A 17344-nucleotide genomic window follows, 5' to 3' on the forward strand; every position below is an offset into this window, starting at 1 on the left:
AGTCCGAACCACCACCAGGAGACAAGAGATGAACAAACCACTGCGTCACGCAGGAGCGATGATGCTCTGCGCGGCCATGCTCGGCGTCAGCGTCGCGGCGGCCGCAGCCGGCATCAAGCCCGACCTGAAGATCGCCTTCGTGCCGAAGCAGATCAACAACCCGTACGAAGTGATCGCCGACGACGGCGGGATGGCCGCGATCAAGGAGTTCAAGGGTCAAGGCAAGGTGGTGGGACCGTCGGATGCCGGCGCGTCGTCGCAAGTGTCGTACATCAACACGCTGACGACGCAGCGTCAGGACGCGATCGTGATCGCCGCCAACGATGCGAACGCGCTCGTGCCGTATCTTAAGAAGGCGATGTCGCAAGGCATCAAGGTCGTGACGTTCGACTCCGACACCGCGCCCGATGGCCGCCAGCTGTTCGTGAATCAGGCGAACGCCGAGAGCATCGGACGGGGGCAGATCCAGCTCGTGTCGAAGCTGATGGGTGGCGAAGGCGAGTTCGCGATTCTGTCCGCGACACCGAACGCGACCAACCAGAACACGTGGATCAAGTGGATGCAGGAGGAACTGAAAAAGCCTGAGTACTCGAAGATGAAGCTCGTGAAGATCGCGTACGGCAACGACGACGATCAGAAGTCGTTCGTCGAAACGCAGGGTCTGTTGCAGGCATACCCGAACCTGAAGGCGATCGTCGCGCCCACGTCGGTCGGGATCGCCGCCGCTGCACGCTATATCTCGACGTCGTCGAGCAAGGGCAAGGTTGCGGTGACGGGTCTCGGCACGCCGAACCAGATGCGCGCGTTCGTCAAGAACGGTACCGTGAAGGCGTTCCAGTTGTGGGATCCGGGCCAGTTGGGCTATCTCGCGGCTTACGCGGCGGCTAGCCTGGCGTCGGGCGCGATCACGGGCAAGGAAGGCGAATCGTTCGATGCAGGCAAGCTCGGCAAGCGCACGATCGGCGCGCAAGGCGAGATCATCCTCGGACCGCCCACGACCTTCGACGCAAGCAATATCGACAACTTCAACTTCTGACGCCACCCGCTGGCGGGATGCGCAAAAGGGCTGCTCGCGTGTTGCGAGCGGCCCTTTTCATTTTTTCATGCGCCGATGCGGCTGCAACGGCGCGCTTCAATCGCGTGAGATCACGTCAGGCCATTCTCCTGCGCGTACTTGACGAGATCGGCATTCGTTTGCAGAAGGAGCTTCTTCATTGCTGCGCTTTTTTGTGTCGCGACGGTCGAGATCGAGCGATTCACGTGACGCGCAATCTCGGTCAACGACGCACCCGACGCGAAGAGCCGGACCACCTCCAGTTCCTTCTTTGTCAGGATGGGCTTGCGGCCGTCCTTGCCGTTGCCGAAAGGCAGATGCTGCAGGCGCGCGCGGATTCTCTGGGAAAAATACGGTCGCCGGTCATGCATGACTTCGAGTGCGGCCGAGCGAAATTCCTCGACGCCCTCGCACTTATCGACGATGCCCGCGACCCCGGAACGCGACAGGCGCGCGAGCATGTCGTCATTGTTAAGCATAGTGAACACGACGACGGGAATGTGCGGGTGCTGTCTGCACAACTGGCCGATCAGGCTGAGGCCGTCGGTGTCGCTCTTGCCTGTGTCCATCGTGAAGTCGGTGATGATGAGATCCCAGTGGCCTTGAGACAGCACCCCGAGCAGTTCGGTGCCGGACTTGACGGCGGCATCGACGGTGAAGCCCGGTAGGCCGTTCAATGCATGGATGACAGCGTGGCGGATGACCGGGTGGTCGTCGGCGATGACAATCCTGAAGTCGCGGCTATGGTTCATGTTTGCAGCAAACGGACGTTGAGGCGTTGCTATTTTTATTGAGACGTGACGTATGAACATCGGAATCCGACGGGCCGACTAAGACGGACGTAAGGATCGGGCGGATTCTATCTCGCGAATCACTTACGAATCAAACCACAGTATGGCGAAGTGTTTGTTTGAAAGGAATTTTTAAACAATTTGTGTAGTGATCCGAATAAATCGAAAAAATCTGATACTAAGGCCGCACTTCGATGCGGATAATCGCTTTCTATGGTTGCAAGAAGCCGATCTACTCCAAAATCAATCTGAACAGAATGGCGGTACGAGGCAAATTTTCGTTGTTCTTTGTGACGCTGTGTCTGGTGTGCGACGCCGTGGACGCATTCGGGAGCAAGGCGTCCAATCGATCAGGCACGGATCGGAGCGGTGCTGAGAGCGGGGAAGCTTCCAGGTCGCAGTCCGTCACTGCCGGAAGCGTGACGGCGTCCAATCGTGCGAGCGGGTTGCCTGCGCGCTTGCATGCGAGGCGAGCGCGCTGTGCGGTCGCGCGATTCGCATGCAAGCCGCTTGCACGTCATTGTCGGCACGGATCGAGGGCGAGTGGCGGCAACGTCCATTCGCCATGTTCAGCGATACATCGGCAGCGGCGAGGACGGCAATATGCGCATCGGAAACCATCGATGCCTGGTCAGCCGGTCACCCGCGTCAATGCGCAAACTGTGGAGCGGCGTTGTACAAACGGATGCGACGTTCAGAGGGACGAGATTTTTTCACATGAGGTTGCACAGCCCGTCGACATCGAGCCGGCTGAGAAGTCATTCGACGTGCCGGACTTCGGTGGCTGGTTTGGGGGCGAGCGTCCTTTGACGGTCAGCGTGCGGGAAAGCGTATCCACCGTTGACGAGACGATTGCAGCGAACGTCGCGACCGCCAACCAGACAGACGGCGCGGCGAAGTTGATGTTGCTGGGCGCGGCACTGCCCGCTGCATTCCCGGTATCGGGAGAAGTGCGTGTTTACCCGTTGGCGGCTACGGCGCGATAGCAATGTATTGACGGGTGAAGTCGCTTGGAGAAGGAAAGAAAGCAGAAAAGGTTCTTAGTGGTCTCGTCAAGGAGGAGTGGTATGCAAAAGATAGAAAGGAACGCACTAGCGAAAGAGTGGCTTTCCGGAGGCGGAAGTTCGAGTTCGAGTTCCAGCTCCAGCTCCAGCTCAAGTACTAATACGAACACGATTACGATCGTGATTACAGGAGGCAGCAGCTCCTCGGGCGGAAAGTCCGGCGGTGGAGTCATTCCGCCGTACAGCAGGCATTGAGCGCCGGTGCACACAGTATTGAACATTGGGCGTCATCGACTGCAGGCGACGACGCGGCAGTGATCAAAAGCCGGCGGTACGTTTCCGTCGGGTTGAGATGCAGTAAGTTGATTCATTGATATCCATTGAGGAAGAAACAGATGCAAAAGATCGAACGTATGGCATTGGAAAAGGCTACGGTTGCAGGTGGTTGCTGCAAGTCGTCGACCGGCAATAGCACGCATACGAGCACGAGCAGCAGCACCAGCACGAGTTCGAACACCAACACGATCACGATCGTGGTCAAGAGCGCGTGATGCATCGGGCAGCGACGTCGCCGGCGAGCAATGACCATAGGTCGTCGTTGTAGCCGGCATCGACGGTACGTTGTCCGATGAGCCCCACGCCCAGGCGTGGGGCTTTGCGCTTCATGTTTCCGATACGTCCATGAACAGGTTGTCGCGATTCTGCACGCGGTTGCGCGCGCTGCGCGTCCTATGCAAGGGTACGCTGCGGCGCGCGCGGCTCGGTGCATGGTGCATGGTGATGTCACGTATTCCAGCCGTTGCGCTCCAGCCGATTGCCGTCGGCGCCGCGCTGCTACGCATGCTGTTCGACGCGAACGGCCGCGCACTCGCAGTCGAGCGCGCCGATTTCTGCCGCGAGGTGATGAAAGTGGCGAGTCCCGGAAGTGTCCGTCTGCTCGCGGCGCGCACGTTGGAATCGCTGATCGACCGGCGTCTGCATTTCGGGCGTCAGCGCCGCTTCGACGAAGCGTGGCCGGATCTTCAGCGGGTCGCTGGCTCGCTTGCGCAGGCAATCGGGAAAATCAGGCGGGAGGCGCCCGGATGTCCCGTTATCGTGTCGCCTTTCCACTATGTATCGCAGTACGCGAACATTTATGTGATCGACGAACTGCGCACGAGGCTGGGCCTCGCGCGAATCGGCGTCGTGTCCGGCGTGCCGCGCGATCTTTATGGCAGCGACGACGCGATGATTCCCGACATCGACGTGCTTTGCACCTACGACCAGAACAACCGCAGTGGCCTTGGACTGCAAGTGGCGCGCTCGCTCAGGCGCCACGGCGTCGTCGTCGTGTTCGCGGATGTACCGCCCTACACGCTGCATCGCTATCCGATGGAAACCGTCGGTGTGTCGATCTTCGGCAGTGCGGCGCGTATTCACAACGGCGTGTTCCGCATGGGGGCGCCTTTTGGCGCGGTTTTGCTGCCGTTCTATCTTGGCTTCGAGCGCGGCAGGTTTGGCGCAACGGTGCTCGAGCCGATTCAGCTCGCCGATAGAGACGCGCCGCAACGCCTTGCCCGGCAGATCGAGCAGGCGCTTATGAGCAACTTCGAATCCTCCCTCGTCACCGGTCACCCGTCGCTGTACGCGTTTGCGGCCGCGAAATAACACGCGATGCGTCACGCGGACCGCATCGATCGCGCAGAACATCATGGAACCTACCAGTCTTCCTCAATTCAGGGACGTGCCGTGGCGATGGATCGCTTATGGCGCATCCGTCATCGTTGTCGGGGCGGTCGCTTTCGGCTTTCTGCACGAAGTCGAACTCAAACAGGACGTCCAGTGCGAAATCGTCTCGCCTTCCGACGTGAAGGTGCAGGGTCTGAGCGGCCTCGTGTCATCCGTCTACGTGCATCCAGGCGAACGCGTGCATCAGGGCATGCCGCTCTTCAGCGTGCAGCGCGACCTGTCGCTCGCGAGCGATGGCCGTCGGCGTCCTGAGTTCGACGAACAGATGCGCGATGAGCAGATTCGCATGATAGATCTGCAGTACGAGCAGCGCAGGGCCCAGCTTGCCGCGCAACTCGATGCGTCGAACGGGACCGTCGCCATCCGTCACGCCGAAGCCCTCGCCCTCGATGAGCAGATCGCGCAGAACCGGCAGCTCGTCAGCGAGGCGCAACAGAAGCTAGGCAGGCTGCAATCGGTGTCCGACTATGTGACCGCCGATCGAATCGAACAGGCGAGCGCCGACACGCACCAGATGAAAATATCCGTCGCACAGGGTCTCGCACGGCGCCAGCAGCTGGAGGGCGAAATCGTGGCGCTGCGCAGCGCGCAAGGTAATCTCGCGGCGCAATTGAAAGAAAACGATGCGCGTCATGCCCGCGAGATACAGGATATCCGGATGCGCTTCGAGCAGGCGCGCCAGGATGCGACCATCTCGGCGCCGAAGTCGGGCGTTGTCGCGTTTTCGAATCTCGTCGCTGGGCGCACGCTCGATGCGGCCGATGTCGCGCTCGTCATCGCCACCGACGACAGGGGCGCGCTGCGCGCCGCACTGCGCATACCGTCGCGCCGACGCGGCTTCGTGCGCACGGGGCAGACGGTGCGTCTCAAGTTCGATGCGTTTCCGTATGTCAAGTTCGGCACGTACGACGCGCGCATCGACGCGATCTCGCCGACCACCATCCAGTCCGGTATGTCGGCCGTCCCTGTGTCTCCAACGGCGCCCAGGGAATCCGGCGACGGCGATTTCATGGCCTGGGCCGCCCTGCGTGGCAGAACATTCGACTACGGCAAACAGCGCTTCGACATCCTGCCCGGCATGCGCGCGACCGCGAGTATCGTCGTCGAACGCCGAACGATCGCCGAGTGGGTGCTGGAGCCGCTGTTTCGCACGCTCAGAGGATGAAGCCGATGCGCACGATTTTCCAGAATGAAGTCGCGGAATGCGGCTACGCCTGTCTCGCGATGGTGCTCACGCATCTGGGCAGAGCAACCGAAGTGCGCGAGCTGTCCGCGTATCGACCCATTTCCGCGAACGGACTGTCGTTGATGGACCTGTACGACATGGCCACGGAGTTCGGCCTCGCGGTACAGGCCTACCGCTTCGGAATCGAGGACATGCCGACCATCAGGCGCGGTTCGATCGTGCATTTCGGCGGCGCGCATTTCGTGGTGTTCGAGAAGTGCGGGCGCGGCTACGTTCAGATCCTCGATCCCGCGACGGGACGACGACGTATTGCGATGGACACGTTTTCATCGGCGGTATCGGGCTTTCTGCTCGAATGCTCGCCGACGCCCTCGATGCCGCGCATCCGCGCGAAGTCTCAGGTACCGCGCGCGCTCGCGCGGATACGGGCGCTGAACCCCGATTTGCGGGGTCATCTCGGCAAGCTGATGTTCGTGATGATCGGCAGTCAGTTCGCGATTCTCGCGGCGCCTTACTTCGGCAACCTGACGCTCGACTACGTTGTCGCGGCCGACAACATGAATCTGTTGAACGTGCTCGTGCTGACGTTCGCGGGCATTTTCGCGGTGGGCGCGCTGAGCCAGTACGTGGAGTCGCGTCTGATCGAACTCTTGCATCAGCGCGTACAGGTGAATGCAACGCAGGGCCTGCTGGGGCATCTGCTGCGCAATCCTATGTCGTGGTTCGAGAAGCGCCACGTCGGCGATATATTCGCACGCGTCAAGGCACAAGACGAAATCAGTCTGCAGGCAACGCGCACCTTCACGCATATGTGCGTCGACATGTCGGTCGGCATGCTCGCGCTCGCGTTGATGCTGGTTCAGAGCCCATTGCTCACGGGCCTCGCGCTGGCGATGTTCGCTCTTTATCTCGCGATTGCGCTCGGCATGTTCGCACCGATGCGCGACAATCACGCGCTCGTACTGGAGACATCTGCCCGTTGCGACGACGCGCTGATCGAAACGATCCGCGCTGCGTCGCTGATCAAGCTCGCGCAAGGCGAAACGCGACGCACAGCGATGTTCATGACGAAGTATCGCGAATACGTGGCGGCGTTGCTGACGGGCAATCGTTTGAGCAGCGCGCGCGATAGCTTCCTGAAGGCCGTCCAGTATGCCGATACGCTTGCCATCACGTGGGTCTCCGCGCGCCTCATGCTAGGCGGGAAGATCTCCGTCGGCGTGTTCTACTCGTTCCTGATCTACAAGTCGCTGATGTCGGACCGCTTCGCGAGTGTGGTCAACGGTGTGTTTGCGCGCTTCATGCTGAGCGTGCCGGTGGCGCGCGTAGACGACATCATCGAATGCGAGGAGGAGCGTTATACGCCCCCGGCCGACATTCGGCGCGCAATGGAAGTTCGCGAGTTCGAGCGCATCGAGGTGCGTGGCGTGACGTTCAGCTACGGCGTGTCGGACCAGCCTGTGCTCAGGAACGCCAGCCTCGAGATTCGCGCCGGAGACAAGATCGCGATAACAGGACCATCGGGCGCAGGCAAGTCGACGCTCTTCAAACTGCTGTCGGCGGCGGAGCCGTTGCAGCATGGGCAAATGACACTGAATGGCATTGCCTGGACGAACCTGACGGTAGACGAAATCCGCCGCCATGCCGCGCATATGCGGCAGGGCGATCTGATCCTGCATGGGTCGATCGCGGACAACGTGTCGCTGTTCTCCGGTAGCATCGACGAACAGCGGTTGCAGTCGACACTCGAAGACGTCGGACTCTGGAACGACGTGATGCGTTTGCCGATGCGTACGCGCACAATTATCAGCGACACGATCGCGAACATATCGGCGGGACAGCGACAACGCCTGTTGCTGGCGCGCGCGCTGTATCAGGAGCGCAGTCTGCTGCTGCTGGACGAGCCCACGTCGAACCTCGACCCTGTTTCCGTCAGCCAGATCGGCGAGCTATTGCAGCGGCTCCCATGGACGGTCGTCGTCATCACGCACGACATGTCGCTCGCGGGGAGCTTCAGCGAGCGCTACCGGCTCGTCGATGGCGAACTCGTACGGGAGTGCTCAGCTTTAACTCATCTCGATGTTGCCGATCCGTTGCATGCGTAGATTCAGCGCTTCAATTTTCGTCGCCGTGCTGTGCGCGGCAGGGACACCCGTTCGAGCGGCCGATCTCGTCACTGTCGTTCAGCAGGCGCTCGGCCACGACGCCGATCTCGCTCAGGCGCGCGCTGCCTACGTCGCCGCGCAAGAGGCCGTCCCGCAGGCGCGCGCAGCATTGTTGCCACAGGTTTCCGCCGGCTGGGGGCGCAGTTACAACAGCATCGACACGAATGGCTTTCCGCGTCAGTCGTACTGGCAGAACGGCTGGACGGTTTCCCTGACGCAACCGGTCTTCGACTGGACCCGATGGACGGCATACCGGCAAGCGGACTATGTCGAGGCGCGCGGTGCCGTCGATGTCGACGCCGCGCAGCAGGCGGCGCTGTTGCGGGCGGTGCGCGCGTATTTCGATGAACTTGCCGCGGAGGACGAGGTGAAGCGTGCGGCCGAGTACGGCGCAGCCGTCGATGCGCATTACCAGGTCTTGCAGCGCAATCGCGCGGCGGGCGAGGCGACCGTCATCGATATGCGCGAGGCCCAGACGACACGCGATCAGGCGACCCTGCAACAGACCGACGCGCAGAACGCGTTGCAGGCGAAACGCCGCACACTCGAACAGGCGACGGGCGTACCGTTCGACGCGCTCGCACGGCTGCCAGATGGGATCGCACTTCCGCGTCTCGCGCCCGAAGACGTCGAGGCGTGGGCTGCGCAAGCGAAGGAGCACGGCTACGGGGTTCAGCAAAAGCAACTCGATTGGCAGATCGCGAAGCTCGATGTCAGCAAGGCGGAGGGCGCGCACTATCCGTCTGTCTACGCGACGGGCACTTATACGCCGGCAGGCGCGGCATCAGGTTACGCGCGGCCGACCACGACCACCACGGGCATGCTGTCGATTTCGATTCCGCTGTACGCGGGGGGCGCGACGCAGTCCAGGGTACGCGAGACGCAGGCGTTGCAGGACAAGGCGCAAGAGGCGCTGGTGAGCGCCGTGCGCGCCGCCGACTCGTCTGCTCGTGACAACTATGCGCGCTACCAGCAGGGGCGCACGCGGGTCGAGATGCTGGCGCGTCTCGTCGCGTCGTGTCGCGAGACGCTCGCGGCCACGCGTATCGGGTACAAGGTCGGCACGCGCACGAGTATCGACGTGCTGCGCGCTATCGACACGCTGTATGCGACCCAGCGTGACCTGTTCGCCGCGCGCTACGACACCATCGTGGCGCTGATGCTGCTCAAGGGCGATACGTCGACGCTCAGCCTCACGGATGTCGTGCAGATCAACACTGTGCTTCATTGACGCCGTGACGGAATGAGGAATGGCGACGGGTTTGGGTAAAGAAGTGTCAAGAATGCGCCATGTCGAGAAACACGCGTCAACGCCTCGTCAGGCGGAGCGTTTATAGCGATGACCCCATCCGGTCGGGCGGCCAGCGAGCCGTCAGTGAACAACCAAAGGTTTTGAGGAATCGTCAAGCATGAACAAGCACATCATCGCTGCCGCTCTGGCAGGTCTGTTCTCGATCGCTGCATTCGCACAGGCATCGGCTCCCGCCGCTACGGAAGCCGCACCGGCAGCCGCATCGGCACCGGCACCGGCCGCCAAGCACCACGCGAAGAAGCATCACGCCAAGAAGCACCACGCACACAAGAAGGCAGCCCCCGCCAAGGCCGCGAGCGACGAAGCAGCATCGGCAGCACAGTAATTAGCGTATTGCGCTGATATCGAAGGAGGAAGTGCGGACCCGCGTCCGCCTTCCTCCTTTATTTTTTGCCTCAGTTACATGAACCGCGCTGGTCCGCGAAGAGGCCGAGTGCCGAAGCATGGCGGCGCGCGCATGCCAGACCGAATGCCGTCGGCTGCATGCCACGATCGTGTTCGACATCGAAGCCCATGCGCCATGCCGCGATGCGCTTGCCATAGCAGGTCAACGCATCGAGCGACTGCATCACGAAGACGATCGAAGGCAGAATCCGTTCGTAAAGCGTTTGCGCTTTTTGTTGATCACCTTCGACGAACGCGCCGTATATCGCGGCTTGCCAGTCGAATGAATCGGGCGCGACGATCAGCCCCGCACAGCCGGCGCGCAAATTGTCGACCAGTTCCTGTCCGCCGCGCCCGTTGAAAACGGGTAGCGCACTGCGTTGTTCGCGCAGACGTTCTATCGTCGATTGAATGACCGTCGCCGGGCCTTCGCCTTTGAGCCACTGGAATTGCGCGCATCGCGCTGCAAGCACCGCGAGCGATTCCACCGATAAACCGACACCGAGATATTCAGGCGCATTCTGAATGCCGACGGGCACGCGCACGCGCTGCATTACCTCGCTGAAAAAGTCGAAGTAGAACGATTCAGGTTGATCGCGCGACGACGGCGGTTGCAGGATCAGCGACGACGCGCCGTGATCGACGGCGTAGTCGGCGAGTGCGAGTTGCGTATCGACGCTATCGCCCGACACGGTGACGGCGAACGGCACGCGCTGCGCCACATGCTCGCCCGTGCACGCGATGAAACGCTGCTTTTCTTCGAGCGACAGACGGTTCACTTCCGTCGCGAGACCCAGTATCACGATGCCGCCCGCGCCTGCTGAGATCGTGTGGTCGATCTGCGCGTGAATGGCGCGCAGATCGAGCCTATTGTCCGCATCGAAGTACGCATAAAGCACCGGCCAGATGCCGCGTGGCGCGAACGTTTCGCTTTGATTCGCCATGCTCAGTGCGAGTCGCGCGGCACGGGCGCGCCGCTCGCGCCGACCAGGAAGTCGAGGTCCGCGCCTTGGTCGGCCTGCAGCACATGCTCGACATAGAGGCGGTAATAGCCGCGCGCGGGCAACTCGGGCGCTTGCCATGCGGCGCGGCGTCGCGCGAGTTCCTCATCCGGTACATCCAGATGCAGGCGCCGCGCGGCGACATCGAGTTCGATCATGTCGCCCGTCTGCACGAGCGCAAGCGGCCCGCCTGCTGCCGCTTCGGGCGACACGTGCAGCACGACGGCGCCATATGCGGTGCCGCTCATGCGGCCATCGGAGATGCGGACCATGTCGGTGATGCCTTTTTGCAGCACCTTTTTCGGCAGCGGCATGTTGCCGACTTCTGCAAAGCCCGGATAGCCCTTCGGTCCCGCGCCCTTGAGTACCATGACGCAGTGTTCGTCGATATCGAGCGATTCGTCGTCCACCTTCGCGTGCAGTTCTTCGACGTTCTCGAACACCACGGCGCGCCCGCGATGCTTGAGCAGCGAGGCCGTTGCCGCCGACGGCTTGATCACCGCGCCATTCGGCGCCAGATTGCCGCGCAGCACGGCGATGCCCGCATGCGGCTTGAAGGGCGCCTCGAAGGTCGTGATGACCTTCTGATCGTAGTTCGGCGCGTCGCTGACGTTGTCCCAGATGCTCTTGCCGTTGACCGTCAACGCGTCGCGATGCAACAGCCCTTGCTCGCCGAGTTGCCGCAACACGGCGGGCAAGCCGCCCGCGTAGTAGAAATCTTCCATCAGATACTCGCCGGAAGGCTGCAGATTCACAAGGCAAGGCACGTCCGAGCCGAGCTCCCAGTCGTCCAGCGACAGGTCGACGCCGATGCGCCGCGCGAGCGCGATCAGGTGCACGACGGCATTGGTCGATCCGCCGATCGCAGCGTTCGTGCGGATCGCGTTTTCGAAGGCTTTGCGCGTGAGGATCTTGTCCATCGTCACATCGTCGCGAACCATCTCGACGATGCGGCGGCCCGCGAGATGCGCGAGCACCTGGCGGCGCGCATCGACGGCGGGAATCGCGGCGTTGTGAGGCAGACCCATGCCGAGCGATTCGACCATCGAAGCCATCGTTGACGCCGTGCCCATCGTCATGCAATGGCCGCGCGAGCGGTTCATGCACGACTCGGCATCGATGAATTCCTGCTGGCTCATCGTGCCCGCGCGCACTTCCTCCGACATTTGCCACACGCCCGTACCCGAGCCGATCGTGCGGCCGCGAAAGCGGCCATTGAGCATCGGTCCGCCCGACACGGCGAGCGCGGGCAGATTGCACGACGCGGCGCCCATCAGCAGTGCAGGCGTGGTCTTGTCGCAGCCGACGAGCAGGATCACGCCGTCGAGCGGATTGCCGCGTATCGACTCCTCGACATCCATCGAAGCGAGGTTGCGAAACAGCATCGCGGTAGGCCGCAGATTCGATTCGCCCAATGACATCACAGGGAATTCGAGCGGCAGTCCGCCCGCTTCGCGCACGCCGCGTTTGACGTACTCGGCGAGTTCGCGGAAGTGGGCATTGCAGGGCGTCAGTTCGGACCACGTATTGCAGATGCCGACGACGGGGCGGCCATCGAATTCGTCGTGCGGAATGCCCTGATTCTTCATCCATGAACGGTGGATGAAACCGTCCTTGTCGTTGCGGCCGAACCAGCTTTGCGAGCGGAGTTTGCGCATGGGGTCTCCCGTTTCTGCGTCGTTTTTCATCCTGTGCTGCGTACGGTAGTTGCACGCTCAGCTTAGACCATTCATCGCACGACACGGTGTGATTCGGCGTGGCGCGAAAGATCATGACGCCATGCAGTTGCAGCGCAACAGATGCGGCCGGACAACCCGGGCTTACGCTAATGCCGACGCTTGCCTTGCTGCGCATGCCAGGACGCGCTGCGCATGCATCCCTGATCGGACGCCGACCTTCCAATAAGCGACACTCACCATAACCCATCTCGCATCGCAGCATTGCCACAAACCCTTGCCGCACAACGCTCGCACAGGTCCGCAAACGCCCGTTCGTTTTCGGGCGTGTCGCATTTCCGCAAGCGTCTGTCGCAATTAGTCGGCTAGGCGGGGTTTTTTCTGGCAACTATGTAGTCACACATGTGCGGGCCGGCGCCCGCACCACGAGGAGATGGACTCGATGAAATCCCCAAAGGTGGTGGTCGAAGGTTTATGTAAGGTTTTCGGGCCGAACCCGAAACTGGCGCAGGACATGCTCTCGCGAGGCGCATCGAAGGACGAGGTGTTCGCCAAGACAGGGCACGTGGTCGGCGTCCACAACGTCTCCTTCGACGTACAGGAAGGCGAGATTTTCGTGCTGATGGGCCTGTCGGGCTCGGGCAAGTCGACGCTGATCCGTCTCATCAACCGGCTCGTCGAACCGACGGCCGGCAAGGTCATTATCGACGGCCGCGACGTGGCGGCCATCAAGCGTTCGGAGCTGACGTCGCTGCGGCGCACCGACATGAGCATGGTGTTCCAGTCGTTCGCACTGATGCCGCAGCGCACGGTGCTGTCGAATGCCGCGTTCGGTCTCGAAGTGGCGGGCGTGGGGCGCAAGGAGCGCGAGAAGCGCGCGCTCGACGTGCTCGAGCAGGTGGGGCTCGCGACCTTCGCGGGCAAGCTGCCGGCGGAACTCTCGGGCGGGATGCAGCAGCGTGTGGGTTTGGCGCGCGCGCTGGCCGTGAACCCCTCGCTGATGATCATGGACGAAGCGTTCTCCGCGCTCGACCCGCTCAAGCGCAAGGAAATGCAGAACGTGCTGCTCGAACTGCAGAAGAACCAGCAGCGCACCATCCTGTTCGTCTCCCACGATCTGGAAGAGGCGCTGCGCATCGGCACTCGCATCGCGATCATGGAAGGCGGCCGCGTGGTGCAGATCGGCACGCCGCAGGACATCATCTCGAACCCCGCCGACGACTACGTGCGCGCGTTCTTCGAAGGCGTCGACACGAGCCGCTATCTGACGGCAGGCGACCTGATGCAGGCGAACGGCGTGCCCGTCGTACGCAATCTGGATCAGACGAGCGTCGCAGAGTCGCTGAACGGCAGTGCCGAATACGCGTTCGTGCTCGATGGGGAGCGCCGTATTCGCGGCTTCGTGACGCGCGATTCGATCGGCAGCGCGACGCCGTCGCTGAAGAAGGTCGAATGCATTTCGCGCGGCGCGCCGCTCGAACATGTCGTGTCGCGCGTGTGCGCGAGTGCGACGGCTCTGCCCGTGGTCGACGACGAGGACCGCTATTGCGGTTCCGTCGATCAAGCCGCTGTCCTGAAGGTCATTACACGCAACAGAGGTGCCGCCCATGTCTGAGATCATTCCACTCGGCCGTTGGGTCGACCAGTCCGTTCACTATCTGCTCGACCACGACGCGAGCACGTTCGATTCGATCGGCAAGGCGATCGAGAGCTTCGCTGCGATGATCGAGCATGGCTTGCAGGCCATTCCGATGTGGGCGCTGATGGCGTTGTTCATTGCAGTCGGCTTGTGGCGGGTGGGCTGGCGCTTTGCAATCTTCGCGACGGCTTCGCTGTTGCTGATCTATGCGACCGGGTTCTGGGACCAGACGGTCATTACCCTGGGTCTCACGCTGTCGTCGACGTTGATCAGTCTCGTGTTCGGCATTCCGCTCGGCATCTGGGCCGCGAAGAACAAGCATGTGCAGATGATCGTGCGTCCGATCCTCGACCTGATGCAGACGATGCCTGCGTTCGTCTATCTGATTCCGGCTGCGATGCTGTTCGGTCTGGGTCGCGTGCCGGGCATTCTGTCGACGGTGATCTTCGCGATGCCGCCCGCCGTGCGTCTGACGAGCCTTGGCATCAAGCATGTGAACCGCGAGATCGTCGAAGCGGGGCAGGCCTTCGGCTGCACGCCGTGGCAGTTGCTCTACAAGGTGCAATTCCCGAACGCGTTGCCGTCGATCATGCAAGGCGTGAACCAGACGATCATGATGGCGTTGTCGATGGTGATCATCGCGTCGATGGTGGGCGCGGGCGGCCTGGGTAACGACGTGCTCGCCAGTATCCAGCGCCTCGATATTGGTCTCGGCTTCGAAAGCGGTCTGTCCGTCGTGTTGCTCGCGATCATTCTCGACCGCATCACCGAGAGCTTCGGCCGCACGCCGGGCTCCGCAACGGCACCGCGTTTCGCCGGCCTTCGCAATGTGATGCGCGTGCGCCGCGAACAGCCGGCTGTCGCGCAAAGCTAGATCTTTGTCGCATTGAACCAGGCGCCGGATTTCCGGCGCGTCTGCAATAGAGCCTACCAATAGTGGTCGTCCCGCGAAGGCCTTCGGGTCTCCGCGGTGGCCAAACACATACTTCTTTGTGCATCACGGAGCGCGACGTGACGTCTACCCGGGCTGAAACGCCGTTGTCGGATCTTGCGCATGTGGGCTTTCTGACTTTGCCCAGTTTTTCGATGATCGCGTTCACGAGCGCGGTCGAGGTGCTGCGGATGGCGAACTATGTATCGCGCGCGCAGCACTATCGCTGGTCGATCATCACGCACGACGGTGTGCCCGTGCGGGCCAGCAACGGCCTCACCGTCAAGCCGACGTGCACGCTCGAAGAAGCGGGCATGCCGGACGTGCTGATCGTGTGCGGCGGCACGCAGATACGCAATGCCGTCGATACGAACGTCAAGACCTTGCTCGCCGACGCGGCGTCGCAAGGCGTGCCGCTGGGCGGTATTTGCACGGGCGCTTATGCGTTGATGGCGTCGGGGCTGCTCGACGGCTATCGCTGCTCGGTGCATTGGGAGGATCTGTCGGCGCTGCACAGGGAATATCCGCATGTGTGTTTCGCCGACGAACTGTTCGTGATCGATCGCGACCGCCTGACCTGCACGGGCGGCACCGCGCCGCTCGATCTGATGCTCGATCTGGTCGGTTCGCGGTTCGGACAGAACCTCGCGGCGCAGGTGTCGGAGCAGTTCATTCTCGAGCGCATCCGCAGCGCGAGCGACCCGCAGCCGATTCCCGTCGATGCGCGCGTCGGATTCTCGCGTGCCGAGCTGATCGAAGTGGTGCGGCTGATGGAGGCGAATATCGAAGAGCCGTTATCGCTCGAAGAACTCGCGCGGCTCGTGCAATTGTCGCAGCGTCATTTGCAGCGGATGTTCAAGGTCTACCTGAGCGTATCGCCCACGCATTACTACCTGTCGCTGCGTTTGCGGCGCGCGCGCGATCTGCTGCGCACGACGGACGCATCGATTGCGCGCGTGACGGCCGTATGCGGCTTTCATTCGCCGTGTCATTTCAGCAAGGCGTATCGCGCGCAATTCGGCCACGCGCCGAGTGTCGAGCGTCGCCACGCGAGCTAGCAGTCGAGCGAAGCCATCGACTGTGGCAAGAACAACCCTGAGGAGAATGTAATGAAACGCAAGCTGATGATGGCGGCCGCGCTGATGATGACGGCTGCCGCGACCGCGCAGGCCGCCGATCCCGCCGTGTGCCGCAACGTCCGATTCGCCGACGTCGGCTGGACCGACATTGCGGCGACGACGGGCCTCGCGTCGACGATCTTCCAGGGCCTCGGCTACAACCCGACGAAGACGATTGCGTCCGTGCCGATCACGTTTGCGGGCATCAAGAGCAAGCAGATCGACGTGTTCCTCGGCTACTGGGCGCCGACGATGGATCCGATCATCCAGCCGTTCGTGAAGGCGGGCACGATCAAGGTGCTCGCGACGCCTAACCTGACGGGCGCGAAGTACACGCTTGCGGTGCCGGACTATGTGTACAACGGCGGTTTGAAGAACTTCAGCGACATCGCGAAGTATGCGGACAAGCTGGACGGCAAGATTTACGGGATCGAGCCGGGCAACGACGGCAATGCGCTGATCAAGAAGATGATCGACGGCAATCAGTTCGGGCTGGGCAAGTTCAAGCTGGTGGAGTCGAGCGAGGCGGGCATGCTGGTGGAGGTGAATCGCGCTGTTCGCGACAAGAAGTGGATCGTGTTCCTCGGCTGGGAGCCGCATCCGATGAACGTGCAGATGAAGATCGATTATCTTGCCGGTGGCGATGATGTGTTCGGGCCTAATTATGGCGAGGCCAAAGTGTTTACGGCGACGCCGCCGGATTATGCGGCGCGTTGCCCGAATGCCGCGAAGCTCGTGTCGAATCTGCAGTTCACGACTGCAATCGAGAATCATGTGATGGTGCCCATCATGAACAAGGAAGATGCTAATAAAGCTGCGCTGGCCTGGTTGAAGGCTAATCCTCAGGCTTTGGATAAGTGGCTTGCCGGTGTGCAGACGTTTGATGGCAAGGACGGCTTGCCGGCCGTTAAGGCTTATATTGCGGCGCATTGAGGGTGCTGGTTTTTTTTGTCTGCGACGCAGTCGCTGGTCTTGCCTTCTTGGCGAGGGCTTCGCCGGTTTGGTTTTTGTGCTGTTGTCGCCGGCATCCGCGGTTTGCTTCTGGTTTTCTAGCGTTGCCCCTGTGCGGGGCGGCACCTACTTTTCTTTGCAGCGGCAAAGAAAAGTAGGCAAAAGAAAGCCGCTCACACCGCTAGCCCGTATGTTCGCCCAGGGGCTCTCAACGGCCCCGTCCTTCACGCGGCAACGCGCTATTTCATGCGCGTTGCCAGCGTTCCTGGATTCGCCTCACCCACTTCACACTCCCGCGTCACGTACCTCGTTACCAAACCTTCACCGCCGCCCAGGTGGCAAACTGTGTGCAGGCCGTCGCGACGGAAGTGCACCACTCCGGACTGAAAAGCGGGATCGGTGTC

15 protein-coding genes and 1 pseudogene are annotated in these 17344 nt (G+C 61.8%); 12 read left to right on the forward strand and 4 right to left on the reverse strand.

The window, feature by feature from the left end; genetic code table 11:
- Positions 1 to 28 precede the first annotated feature (28 nt).
- Positions 29 to 1036 carry a rhamnose ABC transporter substrate-binding protein gene (gene rhaS / locus G3N95_RS31070; RefSeq protein WP_201653589.1) on the forward strand — a complete coding sequence of 336 codons (1008 nt, stop codon included), beginning with the start codon at positions 29 to 31 and terminating at the stop codon, positions 1034 to 1036.
- Positions 1037 to 1146: 110 nt separating this feature from the next.
- Here the strand turns inward: rhaS and G3N95_RS31075 are convergent, their stop codons facing one another.
- Positions 1147 to 1806 (reverse strand): response regulator transcription factor, encoded by a 660-nt coding sequence (locus G3N95_RS31075; RefSeq protein ID WP_205973922.1) that lies wholly within the window; start codon positions 1804 to 1806, stop codon positions 1147 to 1149.
- Positions 1807 to 2468: 662 nt separating this feature from the next.
- Between G3N95_RS31075 and G3N95_RS31080 the strand changes: the two genes are divergently transcribed.
- Positions 2469 to 2831: a hypothetical protein gene (locus tag G3N95_RS31080; RefSeq protein ID WP_205973923.1), complete on the forward strand. Its 363-nt coding sequence runs from the start codon at positions 2469 to 2471 to the stop codon at positions 2829 to 2831.
- 413 nt (positions 2832 to 3244) lie between these two features.
- Positions 3245 to 3400, forward strand: a complete 156-nt coding sequence (locus tag G3N95_RS31085) for a hypothetical protein (RefSeq protein ID WP_205973924.1) — start codon at positions 3245 to 3247, stop codon at positions 3398 to 3400.
- Here the strand turns inward: G3N95_RS31085 and G3N95_RS40935 are convergent.
- Positions 3387 to 3515: a hypothetical protein gene (locus tag G3N95_RS40935; RefSeq protein ID WP_277398049.1), complete on the reverse strand. Its 129-nt coding sequence runs from the start codon at positions 3513 to 3515 to the stop codon at positions 3387 to 3389. The two genes, G3N95_RS31085 and G3N95_RS40935, sit on opposite strands and share 14 nt — an antisense overlap.
- Positions 3516 to 3530: 15 nt before the next feature.
- On the opposite strand from G3N95_RS40935, the gene G3N95_RS31090 reads away from it, so the two are divergent.
- From G3N95_RS31090 to G3N95_RS31110, 5 genes are all read left to right on the forward strand, one after another.
- Positions 3531 to 4496, forward strand: a complete 966-nt coding sequence (locus G3N95_RS31090; RefSeq protein WP_205973925.1) for a hypothetical protein — start codon at positions 3531 to 3533, stop codon at positions 4494 to 4496.
- Between the two features lie 43 nt (positions 4497 to 4539).
- A complete protein-coding gene (locus G3N95_RS31095; RefSeq protein WP_205973926.1) occupies positions 4540 to 5742 on the forward strand; it encodes an HlyD family efflux transporter periplasmic adaptor subunit in 1203 nt (400 codons plus the stop codon).
- 5 nt (positions 5743 to 5747) lie between these two features.
- Positions 5748 to 7868, forward strand: a complete 2121-nt coding sequence (locus G3N95_RS31100; protein WP_205973927.1) for a peptidase domain-containing ABC transporter — start codon at positions 5748 to 5750, stop codon at positions 7866 to 7868.
- Positions 7861 to 9159, forward strand: a complete 1299-nt coding sequence (locus G3N95_RS31105; protein WP_205973928.1) for a TolC family outer membrane protein — start codon at positions 7861 to 7863, stop codon at positions 9157 to 9159. The genes G3N95_RS31100 and G3N95_RS31105 overlap by 8 nt, the downstream gene beginning before the upstream one ends.
- A 178-nt stretch (positions 9160 to 9337) precedes the next feature.
- Complete coding sequence (locus tag G3N95_RS31110; RefSeq protein ID WP_205973929.1) at positions 9338 to 9565, forward strand: hypothetical protein; 228 nt, start codon at positions 9338 to 9340, stop codon at positions 9563 to 9565.
- 70 nt (positions 9566 to 9635) lie between these two features.
- Here G3N95_RS31110 and G3N95_RS31115 read toward each other — a convergent pair whose 3' ends face one another.
- Positions 9636 to 10568, reverse strand: a complete 933-nt coding sequence (locus G3N95_RS31115; protein WP_241019050.1) for a dihydrodipicolinate synthase family protein — start codon at positions 10566 to 10568, stop codon at positions 9636 to 9638.
- 2 nt (positions 10569 to 10570) lie between these two features.
- Positions 10571 to 12283, reverse strand: a complete 1713-nt coding sequence (locus tag G3N95_RS31120; RefSeq protein WP_205973930.1) for an IlvD/Edd family dehydratase — start codon at positions 12281 to 12283, stop codon at positions 10571 to 10573.
- Between the two features lie 340 nt (positions 12284 to 12623).
- Here G3N95_RS31120 and G3N95_RS31125 point away from each other — a divergent pair.
- The 4 genes and pseudogenes from G3N95_RS31125 to G3N95_RS31140 all read left to right on the forward strand — a co-directional run.
- Positions 12624 to 13916 (forward strand): annotated as a pseudogene (locus G3N95_RS31125) (glycine betaine/L-proline ABC transporter ATP-binding protein); the annotation flags it as partial.
- Positions 13909 to 14814, forward strand: a complete 906-nt coding sequence (gene choW, locus G3N95_RS31130) for a choline ABC transporter permease subunit (protein ID WP_205973932.1) — start codon at positions 13909 to 13911, stop codon at positions 14812 to 14814. The pseudogene G3N95_RS31125 and the gene choW, both read left to right, overlap by 8 nt.
- 137 nt (positions 14815 to 14951) lie before the next feature.
- The gene (locus tag G3N95_RS31135) at positions 14952 to 15929 is read left to right on the forward strand and encodes a GlxA family transcriptional regulator (RefSeq protein WP_205973933.1); all 978 of its coding nucleotides are present in this window, start codon (positions 14952 to 14954) and stop codon (positions 15927 to 15929) included.
- Between the two features lie 51 nt (positions 15930 to 15980).
- Positions 15981 to 16922 (forward strand): choline ABC transporter substrate-binding protein, encoded by a 942-nt coding sequence (locus tag G3N95_RS31140; protein WP_205973934.1) that lies wholly within the window; start codon positions 15981 to 15983, stop codon positions 16920 to 16922.
- Positions 16923 to 17344 lie beyond the last annotated feature (422 nt).

This window comes from Paraburkholderia sp. Tr-20389 (assembly GCF_017104565.1).
Taxonomy (GTDB): domain Bacteria; phylum Pseudomonadota; class Gammaproteobacteria; order Burkholderiales; family Burkholderiaceae; genus Paraburkholderia.